At 31.2% G+C, this 19,536-nt stretch carries 17 protein-coding genes; 14 read left to right on the forward strand and 3 right to left on the reverse strand.

Features of this window, described 5'->3' with window-relative positions; all coding sequences use genetic code 11:
• The first annotated feature begins 3 nt into the window (after positions 1-3).
• Genes ELQ09_RS02400 through ELQ09_RS02445 form a run of 10 tightly spaced genes read left to right on the forward strand, consistent with a single transcriptional unit; the run spans position 4 to position 10,968 of the window.
• On the forward strand, positions 4-3,843 hold the full coding sequence (locus ELQ09_RS02400; RefSeq protein ID WP_134263744.1) for a restriction endonuclease subunit S: 3,840 nt from the start codon (positions 4-6) through the stop codon (positions 3,841-3,843).
• Positions 3,844-3,885: 42 nt separating this feature from the next.
• On the forward strand, positions 3,886-4,587 hold the full coding sequence (locus ELQ09_RS02405) for an NAD-dependent deacetylase (RefSeq protein ID WP_002936643.1): 702 nt from the start codon (positions 3,886-3,888) through the stop codon (positions 4,585-4,587).
• Positions 4,580-5,179: a LysE family translocator gene (locus ELQ09_RS02410; RefSeq protein ID WP_002861777.1), complete on the forward strand. Its 600-nt coding sequence runs from the start codon at positions 4,580-4,582 to the stop codon at positions 5,177-5,179. The genes ELQ09_RS02405 and ELQ09_RS02410 overlap by 8 nt, the downstream gene beginning before the upstream one ends.
• Before the next feature lie 3 nt (positions 5,180-5,182).
• Positions 5,183-6,280, forward strand: a complete 1,098-nt coding sequence (dapE, locus tag ELQ09_RS02415; protein WP_002877725.1) for a succinyl-diaminopimelate desuccinylase — start codon at positions 5,183-5,185, stop codon at positions 6,278-6,280.
• 9 nt (positions 6,281-6,289) lie between these two features.
• On the forward strand, positions 6,290-6,481 hold the full coding sequence (gene thiS / locus ELQ09_RS02420; RefSeq protein ID WP_002836054.1) for a sulfur carrier protein ThiS: 192 nt from the start codon (positions 6,290-6,292) through the stop codon (positions 6,479-6,481).
• Entirely contained in the window at positions 6,478-7,281 is an 804-nt protein-coding gene (gene thiF, locus ELQ09_RS02425) for a thiamine biosynthesis protein ThiF (RefSeq protein ID WP_079861524.1), read from the forward strand. The genes thiS and thiF overlap by 4 nt, the downstream gene beginning before the upstream one ends.
• Before the next feature lie 2 nt (positions 7,282-7,283).
• A complete protein-coding gene (locus tag ELQ09_RS02430; RefSeq protein ID WP_057100806.1) occupies positions 7,284-8,060 on the forward strand; it encodes a thiazole synthase in 777 nt (258 codons plus the stop codon).
• 2 nt (positions 8,061-8,062) lie between these two features.
• A complete protein-coding gene (thiH, locus tag ELQ09_RS02435; RefSeq protein WP_070300990.1) occupies positions 8,063-9,208 on the forward strand; it encodes a 2-iminoacetate synthase ThiH in 1,146 nt (381 codons plus the stop codon).
• Positions 9,198-9,809 carry a thiamine phosphate synthase gene (locus ELQ09_RS02440; protein ID WP_070317098.1) on the forward strand — a complete coding sequence of 204 codons (612 nt, stop codon included), beginning with the start codon at positions 9,198-9,200 and terminating at the stop codon, positions 9,807-9,809. Before thiH ends, ELQ09_RS02440 begins: the two co-directional genes overlap by 11 nt.
• Complete coding sequence (locus ELQ09_RS02445) at positions 9,802-10,968, forward strand: CynX/NimT family MFS transporter (RefSeq protein ID WP_134263745.1); 1,167 nt, start codon at positions 9,802-9,804, stop codon at positions 10,966-10,968. Before ELQ09_RS02440 ends, ELQ09_RS02445 begins: the two co-directional genes overlap by 8 nt.
• On the opposite strand, the gene murG is transcribed toward ELQ09_RS02445, so the two are convergent.
• Positions 10,939-11,967, reverse strand: a complete 1,029-nt coding sequence (gene murG, locus ELQ09_RS02450; protein WP_134263746.1) for an undecaprenyldiphospho-muramoylpentapeptide beta-N-acetylglucosaminyltransferase — start codon at positions 11,965-11,967, stop codon at positions 10,939-10,941. The two genes, ELQ09_RS02445 and murG, sit on opposite strands and share 30 nt — an antisense overlap.
• A complete protein-coding gene (ftsW, locus tag ELQ09_RS02455) occupies positions 11,964-13,127 on the reverse strand; it encodes a putative lipid II flippase FtsW (protein WP_002853553.1) in 1,164 nt (387 codons plus the stop codon). The genes murG and ftsW overlap by 4 nt, the downstream gene beginning before the upstream one ends.
• A 139-nt stretch (positions 13,128-13,266) precedes the next feature.
• On the opposite strand from ftsW, the gene ELQ09_RS02460 reads away from it, so the two are divergent.
• From ELQ09_RS02460 to ELQ09_RS02475, 4 genes are read left to right on the forward strand one after another with little or no spacing between them, the layout of a single operon-like run.
• The gene (locus ELQ09_RS02460; protein ID WP_070317101.1) at positions 13,267-14,712 is read left to right on the forward strand and encodes an acetyl-CoA carboxylase subunit A; all 1,446 of its coding nucleotides are present in this window, start codon (positions 13,267-13,269) and stop codon (positions 14,710-14,712) included.
• Positions 14,713-14,715: 3 nt separating this feature from the next.
• Positions 14,716-14,967, forward strand: coding sequence for a hypothetical protein (locus ELQ09_RS02465; protein ID WP_038816117.1), 252 nt, complete (start codon positions 14,716-14,718; stop codon positions 14,965-14,967).
• Positions 14,967-15,686 (forward strand): arginyltransferase, encoded by a 720-nt coding sequence (locus ELQ09_RS02470; RefSeq protein WP_002880745.1) that lies wholly within the window; start codon positions 14,967-14,969, stop codon positions 15,684-15,686. Before ELQ09_RS02465 ends, ELQ09_RS02470 begins: the two co-directional genes overlap by 1 nt.
• Complete coding sequence (locus ELQ09_RS02475; protein WP_002861764.1) at positions 15,687-16,493, forward strand: adenylosuccinate lyase; 807 nt, start codon at positions 15,687-15,689, stop codon at positions 16,491-16,493.
• A 23-nt stretch (positions 16,494-16,516) separates the two neighbouring features.
• Here the strand turns inward: ELQ09_RS02475 and cmeF are convergent, their stop codons facing one another.
• Entirely contained in the window at positions 16,517-19,534 is a 3,018-nt protein-coding gene (gene cmeF, locus ELQ09_RS02480) for a multidrug efflux RND transporter permease subunit CmeF (RefSeq protein ID WP_134263747.1), read from the reverse strand.
• Positions 19,535-19,536: the final 2 nt, after the last annotated feature.

Raw genomic sequence — 19,536 nt, forward strand, 5'->3', positions numbered from 1 at the left:
TAAATGATTACAAAAGATAATTTCAAACAAGTTTTAGAAAACTTAGGCTTTAAAAATAAAAATGAAAATTATGTAAAAACAATCAATAATTGCACACTTTTAATAGATTATAAAAACCAAAGTATTAATTACCCAAAAGAAATAAAAATTCACGATAAAACTACTTCTAATTTTTCACACCCTGAAAATTTTGTAGTTTTTGAATGTGTGCATAGACTTTTAGAAAAAGGTTATAAGGCTCAACATTTAGAGTTAGAGCCAAAATGGAATCTTGGCAGGGATAAAAAAGGTGGTAAGGCTGATATTTTAGTAAAGGATAATGAAAACAATCCTTATTTGATTATAGAATGTAAAACCACAGATTCTAAAAATAGTGAATTTATAAAAGAATGGAATAGAATGCAAGAAGATGGCGGGCAGCTTTTTTCTTATTTTCAGCAAGAAAAAGGTGTAAAATATCTTTGTCTTTATACAAGTGATTTTAGCGATAAGTTAGAATATAAAAATTACATCATACAAGCTTACGATAACGAAGAATATCTAAAAGAAAAAGAATTACAAAATTCTTATAAAAAATCTAATAACAATATAGAACTTTTTAAAACTTGGAAAGAAAGTTATGAACTGCAATATTTCGAGCAAGGTATTTTTGAAGCAAATGTCAATGCCTATAAAATTTTAGAAATTACTCCAACTTTTGATAATCTTAAAGAACTTAAAGAAGAAGGCAAATATCACGAATTTGCAAAAATTTTACGCAAGCATAATATATCAGGTAAGGAAAATGCCTTTGATAAACTTGTAAATATTTTTCTTTGCAAAATTTATGATGAAACTTTTAATAAAAACAATCTCAAATTTGGATATTTTGGTGTAATGGCAGATACTTATGCAAATATGCAAGATAGATTAATGTGGCTTTATAAAGAAGCTATGAAAGAATTCTTAGGAGAGAAAATTACCTTTGTATCTAATGAAGATATAGAAAAAGACTTTAAGCAATTAAAGATAAAAACTTTAAAAGAAGTAATGCAAAATTACATCAAAGAATTAAAATTTTATTCAAATAATGATTTTGCATTTTTAGAAGTGCATAATAAAGAATTATTCTTAAAAAATGCACTTGTATTAAAAGAAATAGTAGAGCTTTTTGCAAATTACAAGCTTACCCAAAACTCTACAAATCAATTTTTAGGCAATCTTTTTGAACTTTTTTTGCAAAAAGGTATGAAGCAAGATGAAGGGCAGTTTTTTACCCCTATTCAAATTTGTGAATTTATTATGTATTCTTTACCGCTTCAAGAAATGTTAAGCAAAAACTCTAAAGCTTTAAGGGTGATTGATTATGCTTGTGGTGCTGGACATTTTTTAAACACCTATGCCAATGAGCTTAAGCGTTATCTAACAGAAGATGAGCTTAAAGAGCATTATAAAAATATTTATGGTATTGAAAAAGAGTATCGCTTAAGTAAGGTTTCTAAGGTATCAAGTGCAATGTATGGGCAAAATGAAATCAATATTTTATACGCTGATGCACTTGCTTCTTTTGAATTAGCAAATACAAATAATTTAGAAGGAGAAAAAGCAAAACCACAAATAGAATCAAATAGTTTTGATTTGCTTATAGCAAATCCACCTTATTCTGTAAAAGGATTTTTAGAAACTTTAAGTGATAAATCTAAAAATACCTATAAACTTTTTAACGATGATATAAACATAGAAACAAATAATTCTATCGAATGCTTTTTTTGTGAGCGAGCAAATCAAATTTTAAATGATAATGCTAAAGCTGCTATTATCTTGCCAAGTTCTATTTTAAATAAAGATTCTATTTATAAAAATACAAGAGAAATATTGTTTCAAAATTTTGATTTTATTGCCATTGTAGAGCTAGGTAATCAAACATTTGGAGCAACAGGGACAAATACGATTATTTTATTTTTACGCAAAAAAGAAACTTTTAAACAAGAAAATCATCTTATTTCTCAAGATTATAGTTTGATTAAAGAACGCATAGAAGCTGAAAATTTAAAAGACAATGAAAACTTTTATCAAAATTATCTAAGTGCGTATTGTGATTTTAGAAAATTTGATAAAGAGCTTTATAGCAATTTTTTAAATGGAAACTTAGATTCTAATCTTGCAGAGCTAGAAGCCTTTAAAGATTATCGCAATGCATTTAGGCAAACAAGTGATTATAAAAAACTTAAAGAATCTAAAATTTATAAAGAAAGTAAAGATAAGCAAGATTTAGAAGATAAAGCCTTTTTAGCTTATGCTCAGGCAATAGAAAAGGATAAATTGCTTTATTTTTGTCTAAGTCTTAATCAAGAAGTTTTAATCATAAAATCCCCAAGTGATATAAAAGAACAAAAGAAATTTTTAGGTTATGAGTGGAGCAATAGAAAAGGTGATGAAGGTTTAAAAGAATTGCACGAACCTTATTTGAGCCCACTTTTTGAAAGAGGCAATCCGCAAAATGAAACTAAGCTTAATACTTTAATCTACAAATCTTTTTTAAATACGCTTGATGTTATCCCGCAAGAATTACAGACTTATGCTACAAAAGCAAGGCTTGTTGATATGATAGATTTTGAAAAAGTGGAATTTAATAAAGCTATAAGTTTAAATCCAAAAACTCAAAGAGAAGAAATAAAGTCTCAATACCCATTGGTTAAATTGAAAATTTGTGGAGATTTTTTCATGGGAGGAACACCATCAAGAAAAAATATAAATTATTGGAATGGGGATATTAAGTGGCTAACAATTAGCGATTACTCTAATCGTCAAGTTATTATGGATACTAAAGAAAAAATTACAAGAGAGGGTTTTAAGAATTCTAATGCAAAAATGATACAAAAAGGTGCTGTTGTTGTTTCAATTTATGCAACTATTGGTAGAGTTGGAATATTAGGCGAAGATATGACAACAAATCAAGCTATAGTAGCTATTATTCCAAATGAAGAATTTATAAATAAATATCTTATGTATGCTATTGATTATTTTAAATTTCAATTATATAACGAAGTTATTACAACTTCGCAACAAAATATAAATTTAGGAATCTTGCAAAATATGGTTATTCCAAAACCACCGCTTGAAATTCAAAAACAAATCGTAGCAGAGTGTGAAGAAGTAGAAGAGCAGCATAATGCTTTAAGCTTGAGTATAAAAGAGTATCAAAACCTAATCAAAGCAATGCTTCAAAAATGCGGCATCATAGAGGACAATCAAGAATATGAACTAAATTCTATTTTAGATAAAATTAATAATTTGTGTAAAATAAATTTGGATAGTGAATTTTTATCATCATTTAATAAAACAATTAAAGAATATGCTTTATCAAATCCAATTTTTAAACTAAGTATTGGAAAAAGAGTTTTAAATAATGAGCTGCTTGAAAATGGACAAATTCCTGTTTATAGTGCAAATGTATTGGAAGTATTTGGATTTGTTAATAAAGAAATTTTGCAAGATTATGATAATGATTCTGTTTTGTGGGGTATAGATGGAGATTGGATGGTGGGATTTATGCCAAAAAATAAAAAGTTTTATCCAACTGATCATTGTGGGGTATTAAGGGTTGATGATACAAAAATAAATGCTAAATACATAAGTTTTATTTTAAATGAAGCTGGTAAAAAACAAGGATTTTCAAGAAAACTTAGAGCTTCAATAGATAGAATAAAAGCATTAAGGGTTAAACTTCCTTCTTTAGAATTTCAAGATCAAATAGCAGATATAACTGACAAGATTGAGAAAAAAATCAATGAATATAAAATAGAACTTGATAGATTAGAAAAAGAAAAAGAAAAAATCTTGCAAAAATATTTATTTTCTTAAAGCATTTTTCGCTAAACTTTGTAAATTTTATAAGGTTTAGCGATGAAAAACATTATGATATTAAGCGGAGCAGGGCTTAGTGCTCCAAGTGGGCTCAAAACTTTTAGGGATAATGACGGACTTTGGGAAGAATACGATGTGATGGAGGTTTGCTCTGCAACAGGTTTTAGAAAAAATCCTAAAAAAGTACTTGATTTTTACGATGCAAGAAGAGCACAACTTCAAAATGTAAAGCCAAATCATGCTCATGAAAAAATTGCACAGTTAAAAGAAAAATGGGGTAAAAATCTTTTTGTTATCACGCAAAATGTAGATGATTTGCTAGAGCGTGCAGGGTGTAAAGATGTGATTCATTTGCATGGCTTTTTGCCTGAACTTCGCTGCTTAAAATGCGAAGAAATTTTTAATATAGGCTATGAAAAAATCACAGATAAACAATGCCCAAAATGCAAAAGTAAGGATTTAAGACACAATATAGTCATGTTTGAAGAGCAAGCTCCTGCTTATGCTACGCTTTATTCTTTGCTAAATCAAACTTCGCTTTTTATCAGCATAGGCACAAGTGGGGCGGTTTTGCCTGTAGGGCGTTATGCTTCAATGTGCGAAAAAAGTATTTTAAATATCTACGAAAAAGATGCGAATTTAGAGCGGTATTTTGATAAAATCTATATAGAAGATATTATAAGTGCTATTGATAAAATCGCACTTGATATAGAAAATTTTATGAAAGATGGTAATGTTTGATTCTTTTTTAAGTGGAGTTTTTTTGGGCTTTGGAGTGAGCGTACCTTTTGGGCCTGTAAATATTTTGATTTTAACTTATGCACTAAAAGCTTTTAAAAATTCCATAGCTGTAGGACTTGGAGCATTTAGTATAGATATGCTTTATCTTTTTTTGCTTCAATTTGGGCTTTTAAATTTCTTAGACAATGTTATTTTTATGCGTTCTTTGGCGATTTTTGGTTTTTGTTTTTTAACTTATATGGCGTATTTGATGCTAAGAAAAAAGAAAGAAAGCTTAAATTTAGAGCATAAAGAATTTAAAGAAAGTCTTTTGAAAAGTTATATTAAAGGAGCTTTTTTAAATGGTTCAAATCCTTTTGTGATAGGATTTTGGCTTAGTGCTGCAAGCGTGGTTTTAAGCAGCGATCATGCTTATTTGATGACTTTAGGGCTTGTTGTGGCTATACTTTTTTGGGTAAGTGCTTTAGCCTTTGTGGTGGCAAGATATAGTCATGTTTTTAGTGCAAAAGTTGTTTTTATAATCAATATAATTTCAGCTATAATTATAGAGTATTTTGCTCTTAATTTATTATATAAAACTTTCTTAGGATAAAAAATGAATGCAAAAGAATTTTTAATCGAACTTTTAAAATTTAAATCTGTTACGCCAAATGATGATGGAGCTTTAAATTTCATCGCTATGGAACTGAGTGATTTTGAAGCTTTTTTTATAGAAAAAGAAGGCATTAAAAACCTTTTACTCACTAAAAAATTTAAAGATGAGGGTGAGCATTTAGCTTTTGGTGGGCATGTAGACGTGGTGCCTGCAGGCGAGGGTTGGAGTAGCGATGCTTTCGTGCCTATGGAAAAAGAAGGCTTTATCTATGCAAGAGGTGCTCAAGATATGAAAAGCGGAGTAGCAGCCTTTGTAGATGCGGCAAAGAATGCGGATTTTAAAGGAGCAAGACTGAGTCTTATTTTAACAAGTGATGAAGAAGGCGAAGCTATATATGGAACTAAGGCTGTTTTAGAATGGATGCAAGAAAGAGATATGCTACCTGATTATGCCGTGGTTGCCGAGCCAACCTGTGTTAAAAAAATCGGCGATAGTATCAAAATAGGGCGTCGTGGTTCTATCAATGGAAAACTTTTAATCCGCGGAAAACAAGGGCATGTTGCTTATCCTGAAAAATGTATCAATCCTGTGCATGATTTTGCACCGGTTTTAAAGCTTTTAGCGGGTTTTGATCTTGATCCTGGAAGTGCTGAATTTAGTCCTTCAAAAATCGTTATTACCGATATTCGCGGAGGTATGGGGGTGTGTAATGTTACGCCAAATGATTTAAAACTTATGTTTAATGTTCGCAATTCCCCTGATACAAGTTTAGAAGATGTAAAAAGTTATGTAGAAAAAATTTGTCATGGTTTAAACTATGAGTTAGAGCTAAAACAATCAAGCGAAGCTTTTTTGACAAATATCGATAATAAAATCGTTCAAAAAATGAATGAAAGCGTTCAAAAAATCACTCATGAAGTGCCAGAGCTTAATACCAAAGGCGGTACAAGTGATGCAAGGTATTTTGCAAAATACGGTGTAAAGGTAGTGGAATTTGGGGTTTGCAATGATAGAATTCACGCTATTGATGAAAGAGTAAGTATAGAAGAATTTGAAAAACTTTGCCTTGTTTTTAAAGACTTGATAGAAAATTTTTAAAGGTTTAGGATGATTATCAATGGAGAAAAATTTGAGCTTAAAGAGCTTAAATTTATGGATTTTATCAAAGAAAAAGGCTTGAAAATCGAACTTATCGCTTTAGAATTAAATGGAGAAATCATACCAAAAAGCGAATTTGAAAATTTGATTTTAAAAGAAAACGATAAAGCTGAAATCGTAAGTTTTGTAGGAGGCGGTTGATGAGAGTGAAATTTAATGGTAAAGAACTTGATACAGACTTTAAAACAAGTTTGGAATTTTTTGAAAATATCAGCAAAAATGAAAATGATGTATGGATTATCAATGGTTTTGCAACAAAAGAGACTATCGCTTTAAACGAAGATGATGAGCTTTTTTGCATAGAAAGAAATACTTTACCTCCAAAAGATGCACTAGATGCTATGATGAGAGCAAGACACACTCCAAAGCTTCACGATAAACTTAAAAATGGGCGCGTGGCAGTTTGTGGTTTAGGTGGGCTTGGCTCACATATAGCGATAAATTTGGCAAGAAGTGGAGTGGGGTATTTAAAGCTGATTGATTTTGATGTGATTGAACCTAGTAATTTGAATCGTCAAGCTTACCGTGTAAGTGATTTGGGTAAATTTAAAACTGAAGCTTTAAAAGAGCAAATTAGCGAGATTAACCCTTATATCAGCGTTGAAATTTGCACTTTAAAAATCGATGAGGATAATTTAAAGTCTTTGTTTAAAGATATAGATATAGTTTGTGAAGCCTTTGATAGTGCTATCGCAAAAGCGATGATGGCGCAAAATTTTCATAGATTTTACAAAGATAGTATTTTAATCTGTGCTTCAGGGCTTGCGGGCTATGGTGATAGCAACAGCATACAAACAAGAAAAATTGCTAAAAATTTCTATGTATGTGGGGATTTGGTAAATGGTGCTAAGCTAGGAAATGGACTTATGGCACCAAGGGTAAATATTTGCGCAGGACATCAAAGTAACCTTGTTTTAGAGCTTTTAGCAAATAAGGAGTAAAAATGCAAGAAAATTTAAAAAATGATAAATTAAAAATAGGTAAATACGAGTTTGATTCAAGATTTATTTTAGGCTCTGGAAAATATTCGCTAGAGCTTATAAAATCAGCCATAGAAGAAGCTAAAGCACAGATTATCACTCTAGCCTTACGCCGTGCAAATACAGGGGAAATTGCTAATATACTTGATTATATCCCTAAAAATATCACACTTTTACCCAACACTTCAGGCGCAAGAAACGCCGATGAAGCCTTACGTATTGCAAGGCTTTCAAGAGAGCTTGGTTGTGGAGAACTTATCAAGATAGAAGTGATAAGCGATAGTAGGTATTTGCTGCCTGATAATTACGAAACAATTAAAGCTTGCGAGCTTTTAGCTAAAGAGGGCTTTACGCCTTTACCTTACATGCATGCTGATCTTTACGCAGCTAGAGCTATGCGTGATGCAGGAGCTGCGGCTATCATGCCTTTGGCAGCACCTATTGGGAGCAATAAAGGCTTATGTGCTAAGGAATTTATACAAATTTTGCTTAATGAAATTGATTTGCCTATCATTGTAGATGCGGGTATTGGAAGTCCTGCGCAAGCTTGTGAAGCTATGCAAATGGGAGTAAGTGCGGTGATGGTAAATACAGCTATAGCTGAAGCTAAAGATATAGCCTTGATGGCTAGAGCTTTTTCTTTGGCGGTAAATGCAGGAAGAGCGGCTTTTTTAGCAGGTTTAGCAAGTGTGAGCGAGGCTAAAGCAAGTTCTCCATTAACAGGCTTTTTAAGGGATTAATCATGCAAGATTATATGCAGTATTTACCTCATATGCAGGAAATAAAAAGCGAAATTTTAAACAAGGTTTTAACTCAAGTTCAAAGCTATGATGAGAGTCAATTTAGCGCCAAAGATGTTAAAAATGCTTTAAATCAAACACATTTAAACATAGAGCATTTAAAAGCCTTGCTTTCAAGTGCGGCAGAAGATTTCATAGAAGAATTAGCCTTTAAATCCGCTAAAGTCAAGCAAAAATATTTTGGAAATTCTATCTCTCTTTTTACCCCACTTTATTTGTCAAATTATTGTAATTCTAAATGTGTTTATTGTGGTTTTCAAAAAGGTAATAAAATCGCAAGAGCTAAGCTAAGTGAAGCTGAAATTCATGAAGAAATGCAAGCTATTGCTAAAAGTGGTTTAGAGGAAATTTTAATGCTAACAGGTGAGGGTAGGGAGTTTGCAAGTGTAGAATATATAGCAAATGCTTGCAAGATTGCTAGAGAGTATTTTAAGGTTGTAGGCGTTGAAATTTATCCTATGAATGAAGAAGAATATAAAATTTTGCATGAAAAGGGTTGTGATTATGTGACTGTTTTTCAAGAAACTTACAATCCTTTAAAATATTCTAAAATTCATTTAGGTGGTGAAAAACGCATTTTTCCTTATCGCTTTAATGCTCAAGAAAGAGCTTTAAAAGCAGGTATGCGTGGAGTGGCTTTTGCGGCACTTTTAGGTATAGATGATTTTAGAAAAGATGCCCTTGCTACGGCACTTCATGCGCATTTTTTACAACAAGCTTATCCGCATGCTGAAATTTCTATTTCAGTACCACGTTTAAGACCTATTATCAATAATGCTAAAATCCATCCTAAAGATGTGAGTGAAAAACGCCTTTTGCAAGTACTTTGTGCTTATAGACTCTTTTTGCCTTTTGCGGGTATTACCATTTCAAGTCGTGAAAGAATAGGTTTTAGAGATGAGGTTATCAAGCTTGGCGCTACTAAAATGAGCGCAGGAGTGAGTGTGGGTATAGGTGAGCATAAGGGCGAGAAAAAGGGCGATGAGCAGTTTGAAATTTCAGATGATAGGAGTGTAGATGAAATTTTAGCTATGCTTAAAAGATCAAATTTACAAGCTGTGATGAGTGATAGCATTTATGTGGGATAAAAAAATCATCGCTATAAGCGATAGAAAATGTGTAGAAATAGACTTCTTAAAGCAGATTGAAAAACTTGCTAAGGCTAAGGTAGATGCTATAGTTTTAAGAGAAAAAGATTTAAGCGAGTTTGAGTATTATGATTTAGCAAAAGAAGTTTTAAGCATTTGCACAAAGCAAAAAGTGACTTGTTTTTTGCATTCTTTTGATAAGGTTTGTTTAAAATTAGGGCATCGTTATTTTCACGCACCGCTTTCTTTGCTAAGAAAAGAGCCTAAATTAATAAAATATTTTCATATACTTGGTACTTCAGTCCATAGCAAAGAAGAGCTTTTAGAGGCGATGAGTTATAAGGTAAATTATGCTTTTGTAGGGCATATTTTTGAAAGTTCTTGTAAGGCGGGTTTAGAACCTAAAGGGCTTGATTTTTTAAAATCTCTGCTTGAATTTAGTCAAATTCCACTTTATGCTATAGGCGGTATCAATGCTCAAAATATAGAAAATTTTAAAGATATGAATATAGCAGGTATTTGTATGCGTGAAATTTTAATGAAAGAAAAAGACTTAAAAACATATATCCAAGTTTGCAAAGAAAGATTATCTTATGAGTAGTATTCAAAAAAAGATTTTTTGGCTTAATTTTTTCATCGTTGTGATTGTAGCTTTTAATCTGCGTGCTCCTATTACCGCTATAGGGCCTATAATAGATGTGATTAAAGATGCGTATGGGTTAAATTCTACTTTTGCAGGAGTGCTTACAAGTTTACCTTTGATAGCCTTTGGAAGTATTTCTTTTATAGTGGGATATTTTTCACCTATTAGGGCTATTATCGTGGGGATTTTTTTGATCTTTATTGGCGAAATTTTGCGTTCTTATACAGGGATATATGGCTTATTTTTGGGTATGTTAGGCATAGGTTGTGGTATAGCAATCGCTAATGTTTTATTGCCTAGTTTTATTAAAGAAAAATTTCCTAAAAAAATAGCAAGTATGATGGGGGTTTATAGTCTTATTTTAAGTATTTCTTCTATAGCAGGGGTAGCTTTAGCTATACCTTTACTTAGCGTGTTTGATTTAGCAGGTGCTATGTTTTTTTGGGCGATTTTTTCTTTTGTAGCTTTGGTGGTTTATTATCCTCAAGCTAAAAATGGTAGATTTTTTCGTGCTAAGAAAAAAAGTTCTAAAAAAATCAATCTTTTTACAAATGCAACCACTTGGAAGATTACCCTTTTTATGGGATTTCAAAGTTTTTTAGCTTATTCTTTGTTTTTTTGGTATGTTCAAATCGTTGTAGAAAAAGGTTTTGATAAAGAATTTGCTACAAATATGGTTCTTTTTGCTCAACTTGTTGCAGCTCCAGTGTCCCTTTTTGGCCCATTGCTTTTAGGAAAATTAAGGCAAAATTTACATACTCCTTATATAGCAAGTTTGTGTAGTATGTATGTAATTGCTTTTGCCATGCTTTTTGTTTTTGATAGTAAAACTTCTATTATCATTAGTGCTTTTATCATGGGCTTTCCATGGGGTGGGGTTTTTGGTATTGCACTACTTTTTATCGCTCAAAAAAGTTCAAATACTCAAGTAGCAGCAAAGCTTTCTGCTTTAGCTCAAGGTTTTGGATATTTAATCGCAGCACAAGGGCAGTGGATTATAGGTTTTTTACACGATAAATTTGAGAATTTTTCACTTGCTATTTTGATGTTGATTTTTGCAGGGGTTTTGGTAAATATCTTTGGATATTTATCTTATAAAAGCCAAGTTATCAGATAGTGCTTTTTCTAGTAAAATATCCCCACCATTTTTTTGTGCTATATTTTGCAATCTTGTAGAAATATCTTCTAAGTTAAGTTTTAACATTGCTTTTAAAAAATCATCAAGATTGATCGAGTCTTGCGTGAAAATTTGACATAAAGCTTGATCTTGTAAAAATTTAGCATTAAAGTATTGATGATTTTTAGCTGCATAAGGATAAGGTATGAAAATAGCAGGCAAGGTGTTAGCGCAAAGTTCAAAAAGGGTGCTTGCACCTGCTCTTGATATAGCTAGATCCGCATTTTTCATTTTTTCTTCCAAATTTGAACTAAAGTCAAAAACATCAGCTTGGATATTTAAGCTTTGGTAGTGTTTTTTGCATTTTTCAAAATCATTTTTTCCGCATTGATGAATGATTTTAATATTTTGCTTTTGAAGCTTTGGGGCGAGATTTAAAGCTAGTTCGTTTATAAAGCTAGCTCCTTGTGATCCTCCTAGGAAAATAATATTTTTTAATTCTGTGCGAGTCCTAGCATTATCAAAAAATTTATTTGCCACAGGATAAGGACTAAATTCTTTTTCAAAGGCGCTAAAAAATTTTGTAGCGAAAGGTTTTAAAAGCATATTCAAAGAGCCGCTTTTTGAATTTTGTTCGTGTATAAAAAGAGGCAAATGTGAGAATAAAGCTGCAAAAGATGCAGGAGCTGCACTATATCCACCTACACTAAAAACGGCTTGGATGTGGTATTTTTTAAAAATTTCTCTACAATCTTTGGAGAGTTTTAAGGTGTGGAGTAAAGAACTGATTTTGCCAAATTTGCTTTGATTAACCACTCCTTTAGAGCTTAAAAAAAATTTTTCCTTAAAGCGTATTTCATTTTCAAACCAAGCTTTATCTTGACCATTTTGACTGCCTATGTATACACATTCTATATTTTTTTTAATTGCGCTTTCTAATAAGCAATGTACTATGGCTAAATGCCCTCCAGTTCCGCCACCTGTTAAAGCTATTGTCATAATTTAACCTTTTTTGAAATCATTAATACATATCCTATGCCTATGCAAATTGCCCACATTGAACTTCCTCCATAGCTTAAAAGTGGAACCGCTACACCTTTTAGTGGAGTAAGAGAAATAATACCAAAAGCATTCATAAAGAAAGAAAAAAGTAAAAGTAAGGCTATGCCTGAACAAAAAATAAAATCTTGTTTAGCTTCGCATCTTCCTGCAATTCTAAAAATTCTTAAAATCATCCAAAGATAAATATAGCAAATAACTCCAAGACCTAAGAGTCCTATTTCTTCAGTAATTCCTGAAAGAACAAAGTCAGTATGCACTTCACTTAAAAAGCCTAATTTAAAAGTTCCAAGTCCTAGGCCTTCACCAAACATTCCTCCATGGGCTATAGCATTTAAAGAGTGCGAAATCTGATAAGGCTCGCTGTTGCTACTTACTCTTAAAGCATTTGCTAGCCAATCAGGAAGCATAGGTAAAAAAGCATCTTGTATATTCCCCCACCAAGAAGCGATTCTTTGAATTCTTCTTTGGTTGCTAAAAATTACCATTATACCTATCATCATAATGATTAAAGTTCCAAAAGCAAAAAGCCTTTTACTAGCTCCTGCAAAAAAAGCTAAAGCTAGAATCAAAAAGAAAGAAATTACGCTTTGTCCTAAATCGTTTTGAGTGATATAAATATATCCTATAACTATAGAAGCTAAGATACAATAAGGCAGAAGAATTAAAGCCTCGTGTCTGATAGCTTTTTTACTATCATCAATACGCCTTGTATAGCTCCATGCTAAAAAATAAATCAATCCTATTTTGAAAAATTCTACAGGAGAGATAGAGAGTGGGCCTAAGCGTATCCAGCGTTTAGCTCCTCCGCTAGCTGTTGCTAATGCAGAAGGTAAAAATGGCAAAATGATGATAAAGATAAAAGAAATAATCAAAATAGCTAAAATAATTTTTTTAGAAAGTGCTTTATCAGGATCCAATCGAGAAATAAAAAACATTATAAGTATGCCACTAATTCCAAAAAATAGCTGACGAATAAAAAAATGAAACTCACTATAGTCAAGAAAAAGAACAGTAAAAGCTGTAAGAGAGTATGAAAATACTATTCCTATGGTGATTAAAATACAACTTAAATAAAATAATCTTTTATCAGCAACCATTATAATTATAACTTTTCTTTATTGGAATTAAAATTTTAAAAAGTTTTATTATAACTAAAATAAATTAAATTTTTTGCTAAGTTTTTGTAAGGAAAATTTGCTAAAATTAACAATAAAAATATAACAAAAAAGGCAAATTATGAATCAAATCCATAAAATTCTCATAGCAAATAGAGCTGAAATAGCTGTTAGAGTAATCCGTGCTTGTAGAGATTTACATATTAAAAGTGTTGCAGTTTTTACAGAGCCTGATCGTGAATGTTTGCATGTAAAAATCGCAGATGAGGCTTATCGCATAGGAACGGATGCTATAAGAGGATATTTAGATGTTACTCGCATTGTTGAGATTGCTAAGGCTTGTGGTGCTGATGCGATCCATCCTGGTTATGGATTTTTAAGTGAGAATTACGAATTTGCTAAGGCTTGTGAAGATGCTGGAATTATTTTTATAGGTCCAAAATCTGAAGTAATCCATAAGATGGGAAATAAAAATATCGCTCGTAAGTTAATGGCTAAAAATGGCATACCTATTGTTCCAGGGACTGAAAAATTAAATTCCTATAGCATGGAAGAAATTAAAATTTTTGCTGAGAAGATTGGTTATCCTGTTATTTTAAAAGCTTCAGGTGGTGGAGGTGGACGTGGAATTCGCGTTGTTCATAAAGAACAAGATCTTGAAAATGCTTTTGAATCTTGCAAAAGAGAAGCTTTAACATACTTTAATAATGATGAAGTATTTATGGAAAAATATGTAGTTAATCCCAGACATATAGAATTTCAAATTTTAGGAGATAACTATGGAAATATTATCCATCTTTGTGAAAGGGATTGTTCTATCCAAAGAAGACATCAAAAGGTAATTGAGATAGCACCTTGCCCTGGAATTTCAGATAATCTTAGAAAAACCATGGGTGTTACAGCTGTGGCAGCTGCTAAGGCCGTAGGTTATACAAATGCTGGAACTATAGAGTTTTTACTTGATGATTATAATCGCTTTTATTTTATGGAAATGAATACAAGAATTCAAGTTGAACATCCAATTACTGAAGAAATTACAGGTATTGATCTTATTGTAAGACAAATTCGCATTGCAGCAGGAGAAATTTTGGACTTAGAACAAAGCGATATTAAACCTAGGGGTTTTGCTATTGAAGCTAGAATTACTGCTGAAAATGTATGGAAAAATTTTATTCCAAGTCCTGGAAAAATAGGAGAATACTACCCAGCTCTTGGACCATCTGTTAGGGTTGATAGTCATATTTATAAAGACTATACTGTACCGCCTTATTATGATTCCATGCTTGCAAAGCTTATTATTAAAGCAACAAGTTATGATTTAGCGGTTAATAAACTTGAGCGTGCTTTGAAGGAATTTGTGATTGATGATATTAGAACAACGATACCATTTTTAATCGCTATTACAAAAACAAGAGAATTTAGAAGAGGGTATTTAGACACCTCTTTCATAGAAACACATATGCAAGAACTATTAGAAAAAACAGAAGATCGTCATCAAGAAAATAAAGAAGAAGTTATAGCTGCAATAGCTGCTACTCTTAAAAAAATACGAGAAAGCAGAGAATAATAGATGGATTTTTTAGACAGTCTTAAAAGTATTAAAAAAGAAATGCAAGCTAACACCAATACTCAAAAATTAGCAAAGAAATCAAGCAAGAGTGGTGCAAGTGTAAAAAATTTAGAAAAACTAGCTAAAGATATTCGCGAAAAAAATCAAGAAACAAACATAGATAAGGAAATGCAAGAAATTTTCTTAAAGCAAGAAAAACTACAGGATGAATTTTCCGAATTTATCAAAAATGCAGATATTAAGAAAATTTAATGCTTGAGATTGGTTTTTGTACTCTTGAAGATCAGTGTCCTTACTTAAAAGATAAACGCTCAAGAATAGAGTATAAATACATTGAAAATTGCCCTAAAGAAATCAATAATGAGCTAATAAAACGAGGTTGGCGTCGTTTTGGTAGGTATTTTTCACGCCCTATTTGTAAAGATTGTGATGAATGTTTAAGTCTTAGAATTTTAGTTAATGAATATAATTTTTCAAGAAGTGAAAGAAGGGTTATAAATAAAAATATTAACACCAAAGTTATACTTAGAACACCCAATTTAAGCAATGAACATTTGTTTTTATATGATAAATACCATCGTTTTATGGAAGAAAAAAAGAACTGGAAGCGTTATGATTTAAGCTTTAAACAGTATTATAATCTTTATGTCGATGGTTTTATGAATTTTGGATATGAGCTTGCATTTTATATAGAAGATAAGCTCGTTTGTGTTGATTTGATTGATATTTTAGAGGATGGAATTTCAAGCATTTATTGTTTTTATGATCCTGATTTTTCGTATTTTTCTTTGGGTAAATTTTCTTTGCTCAATGAAATACAAATAGCTAAAAAAATGAACTTAGATTATATTTATCTCGGGTATTTTGTAAAAAAGTGTCAATCTTTATCTTATAAAGCCGATTATACACCCAATGAAATTTTAAAAGGCACTAAAGAGCTTTTTGAAAATGAGGTTTTATGGGAGAAATAGATGCAAATCGTGCAAACTTTAGAAACTATCAATGTTAATACAGATGATATTAGCGTATTTCAGTATTTTAAAGACTTGATTACCAAAAATTTCACAAAGGTCATAGGACGAAAAAATAAAATTTTTTCTTTTTTTGAAGAAAATGAAATTCCACAGCGTCGTTATTTCTTAAAAGTTTTAGATCAAAAATATCGCAAAAGTACAAACGAAGGTATAGAGAATTTACAAGATGCTCATTTTAAAACTTTTAGATTAAATTTTGAGCAAAATAATATGCTTAAGCCTATGTTGTTTATCAAGATTGATTTTGCTGCGGGTAGAATTTTGATGAAGTTAAGTTCTAATGAAAAATTATTCGTTACTTATATAAGAAATTATTTTCAAGATCATAATATAGAATACAATGAAATGACAAATATTCTAATTTTAGAATATAAAAACGAGAATACCCTTGAACTTTTTGAAGCTTTTGCAGATGAGAGCGAGCATTTAAAATATTGCGTGAATTTTGAAGTTGACCGCGAAGAGTATAAAAAATTTCGCCAAAATATTCACAATAAAGAAAATATGAAATGGAAATTTAATGCTTTAGCTAAGCTTTTTAGTAATTATTTTAATACTTTAGAATGCACTCCGCAAAATGATCTTAGTGAAATCAGACAAAAATATTTGATTTTGGTAAAACTTTATCATCCTGATTTTCATCAAGGAAAAAGTGCAATAGAAAAAGCTTACGCAAGAGAACAGTTTGAAAAAATACAAATCGCCTATGATAACTTAAAAGCACTTTATAAGAATAATACTTAAAAAAATTAAATTAATCATTTTGGTTAATTTAATTTTTCTCTCTCATAAATTTTTCTTAATTTACTATCTAGTTTAAAACAAAATTTAAAAAGTGCAGGTACTACGAGCAAGGTAAGCAAAGTCGAACTTATAAGCCCAAAGATAATGGCTATTGCCATAGGAGAATTGGCTTCATAGCCCGCACCCCTTGAAAGAGCGAGTGGGAGCATGGCAAAAATCATAGCAAAAGTTGTCATCAATATAGCCCTTAAGCGTGATTTTCCAGCGATTAAAAGAGCTTTATCGGGATCTAAACCTTCATGGCATTTTTTATTGGTCACATCCACAAGTAAAATAGCATTTTTCCCCACCATGCCAAAAAGTAAGATGATGGCAATAAGTACAAAAAGCGAAAAATTATGCCCTGTGATAAAAAGCCCTATACAAGCTCCGCCAAAGGCTAAAGGCATGGTTATCATGATGATTAAAGGCAGAATAAAACTTTCATAAAGTGCGGCTAAAACAAGATAAATTAAAACAAAAGCAAGTGCTACTGCCATAGCAAAACCTTGCACGGTTTCACCTAAAAGATTGATAAAGCCTGAAAAAGCATAGCTAAGATTTGCATTGTTATTTAAAATTTTATCCATATTATCTAGTAAAAGTTTTTGCACCGCTCCTAAGGAAAGATCATTTACTCCAGCTGTGATTTTCACAGAGCGGTTTTTATTGTAACGATTGATAGTTTTTAAATCTTTGCTGTATATAAAATCCACCACGCTTGAAAGTTCTAAATTTACACCTTGGTTGTTTTTAATACTAATGCGTTTTAAAGCTTCTATGTCTTTTTTAAATTCTGGAGCAAAACTTAGGATAATATCATCTTTTGAATTGCCTCTATCCATACTTCCTACGCTAAGTTGTGAGAAAGAATACCCTAAAACCCCAGCGATATATTCAGGATTGACATCTAAAAGTTTAGCTTTTTCTTTGTTGATGTGTAAGGCTACTTCATCTTTTGTAGCATTGGCATTATCGCTTATATCTATAATGCGTGCATTAGTGCCTAAAATTTCTTTTGCTCGAGAAGCTGCTTCTTTTAGAGTGTTTAAATCATCTCCTAAGATTAAAAACTGCACGGGATCATCAATGCCTGCACCCTCTATCTTTGGAAGTTCTAAAATTTTGATTTTTAAACTTTCATCTTGAAATTTTTGACGATATAAACTTACTATAGTGCTTTGTCTTAAATTTCTTTCGTCTAAATTTTTAAGTTTAACATAAATTTTAGCCTTTGTAGCATCTTTGGCATCATCATAGCCTACAAGTAAAAAAGCGTATTTGACATTGCTATCATTTTTGATTTTTTCAAGCAAATTTAAACTTTTTTCTTTCATGGCTTCTAAACTTAAATCTTTTTTACTTTCAAGTAAAACTTGAATTTCGCTATCATCTTCCATAGGTAAAAAATCAAGCCCTATGCGAGTAGCTAAAGCAAAAGAAAGCCCTACAAAAACAAGAGTGGTTAGGATAAATTTTGCTTTATTTTGTAAAATTTTATAGAGTAAATTTTCATACTTTTGCTCTATTTTTTCAAAAAAAGCTTCTGTTTTTTCATAAAACTTGCTTTCTTTTGGATTTAAAAATCTTGCTCCAATACTAGGTATTAAAAATACAGAAACCAAAAAGCTTATCACTATCCCACTTGCAACGCTTATGCCTAAGGCATTAAAAAAAAGCCCTGGTATAGAGTTCATATAAGAAATAGGGATAAAAACACAAAGTAAAACTATACTGATGCTTAAAACGCTAAAACCTATTTCATTGATACCTAAAAAAGCAGCTTGTAAAGGCGGATAAGTTTTTAGTTTTTTAGCAATATTTTCAATCACTACTATAGCATCATCGATAAAAATTCCTATGCTTAAGGTTAAAGCTATGAAAGTTAAGCGGTTTAAATCATAACCTAAAAGATCGATAATAAAAAAAGTTGAAATGATAGAAGTAGGTATAGCTATGCAAGCAATGAGAGTTGCACTTAAATTTCTTAAAAATAAAAACACGATAACAAGGGTTAGAAAAATCCCCAAAACCATATCAAAAATCACTTGAGAAAGGTGCTTTTGGATATTTAAGCTTTTATCATAAAGCACATTGATACTTATATCTTTTGGAATTTGTTTTTCTAAAATAGGCAAGGCATTTTTGACATTTTTAATCATTTCAAGGGTATTATAATTTGTGATTTTTCCGAGTTCTAAAAGCACCCCTTCTTTACCTTCGTATAAAGCACTTTGTTTTTCATCTTCATAAAGGCTTGAAATATTAGCAATATCGCTTAAAAATACTCCTGTTTTTATGCGAAGATTGCTAAGTTCTTCTAAATTTGTGGCTTCAAAATAGCCTTTGATGATATAGTTATCTTGATTGTTATTAAGTTCGCCTAGGGCTTGTTTAAAATTTTGACTTTTGATGATATTTGCTACATCAAGGGCGTTAAGATTGTATTTTCTAAGTTCGTTTGGTTTTAATTCTATGCGAATTTGGGGTTCTAAAAACCCCTTGGCTTCGATTTTACCTACTCCTTCAACTCTTTGCAAAAAAGGTTTTATTTTATCATTGATTTCACGCATGAGTTGTAATTTATCTTTAGAATATAAAAAAAGTGAAATAGCAGAACCAGAATCTGAACTGATTTTTTCAATTTCAGGCTTAGAAGGTAGGCTTAAAGTTCCTATTTTATCACGCACATCATTAGCAGCTACTTCAAGATTTTTACCCAGTTTAAACTCCGCTACACTCACACTAAAATTATCATACGCAGCTGAGGTTATGGTTTTTACTCCATCAATTTCACTTAAAGCATTTTCTATCTCTTTGGTGACTTTTGATTCTACGAAATTTAAGTCCCCATTAACCTTGCTTGTAATCTTTATAAGAGGTATGGAAACATTAGGAAATAAATTTACACTCATGCTAAAAGCAGAGATTAGCCCAAAAATCATAAGAGCTAAGAAAAACATTAGCACAGTAATTGGTCGGTTTATAGCTAGTTTAAACATTT

Source organism: Campylobacter sp. CH186 (genome assembly GCF_004378925.1).
Lineage (GTDB): Bacteria > Campylobacterota > Campylobacteria > Campylobacterales > Campylobacteraceae > Campylobacter_D > Campylobacter_D jejuni.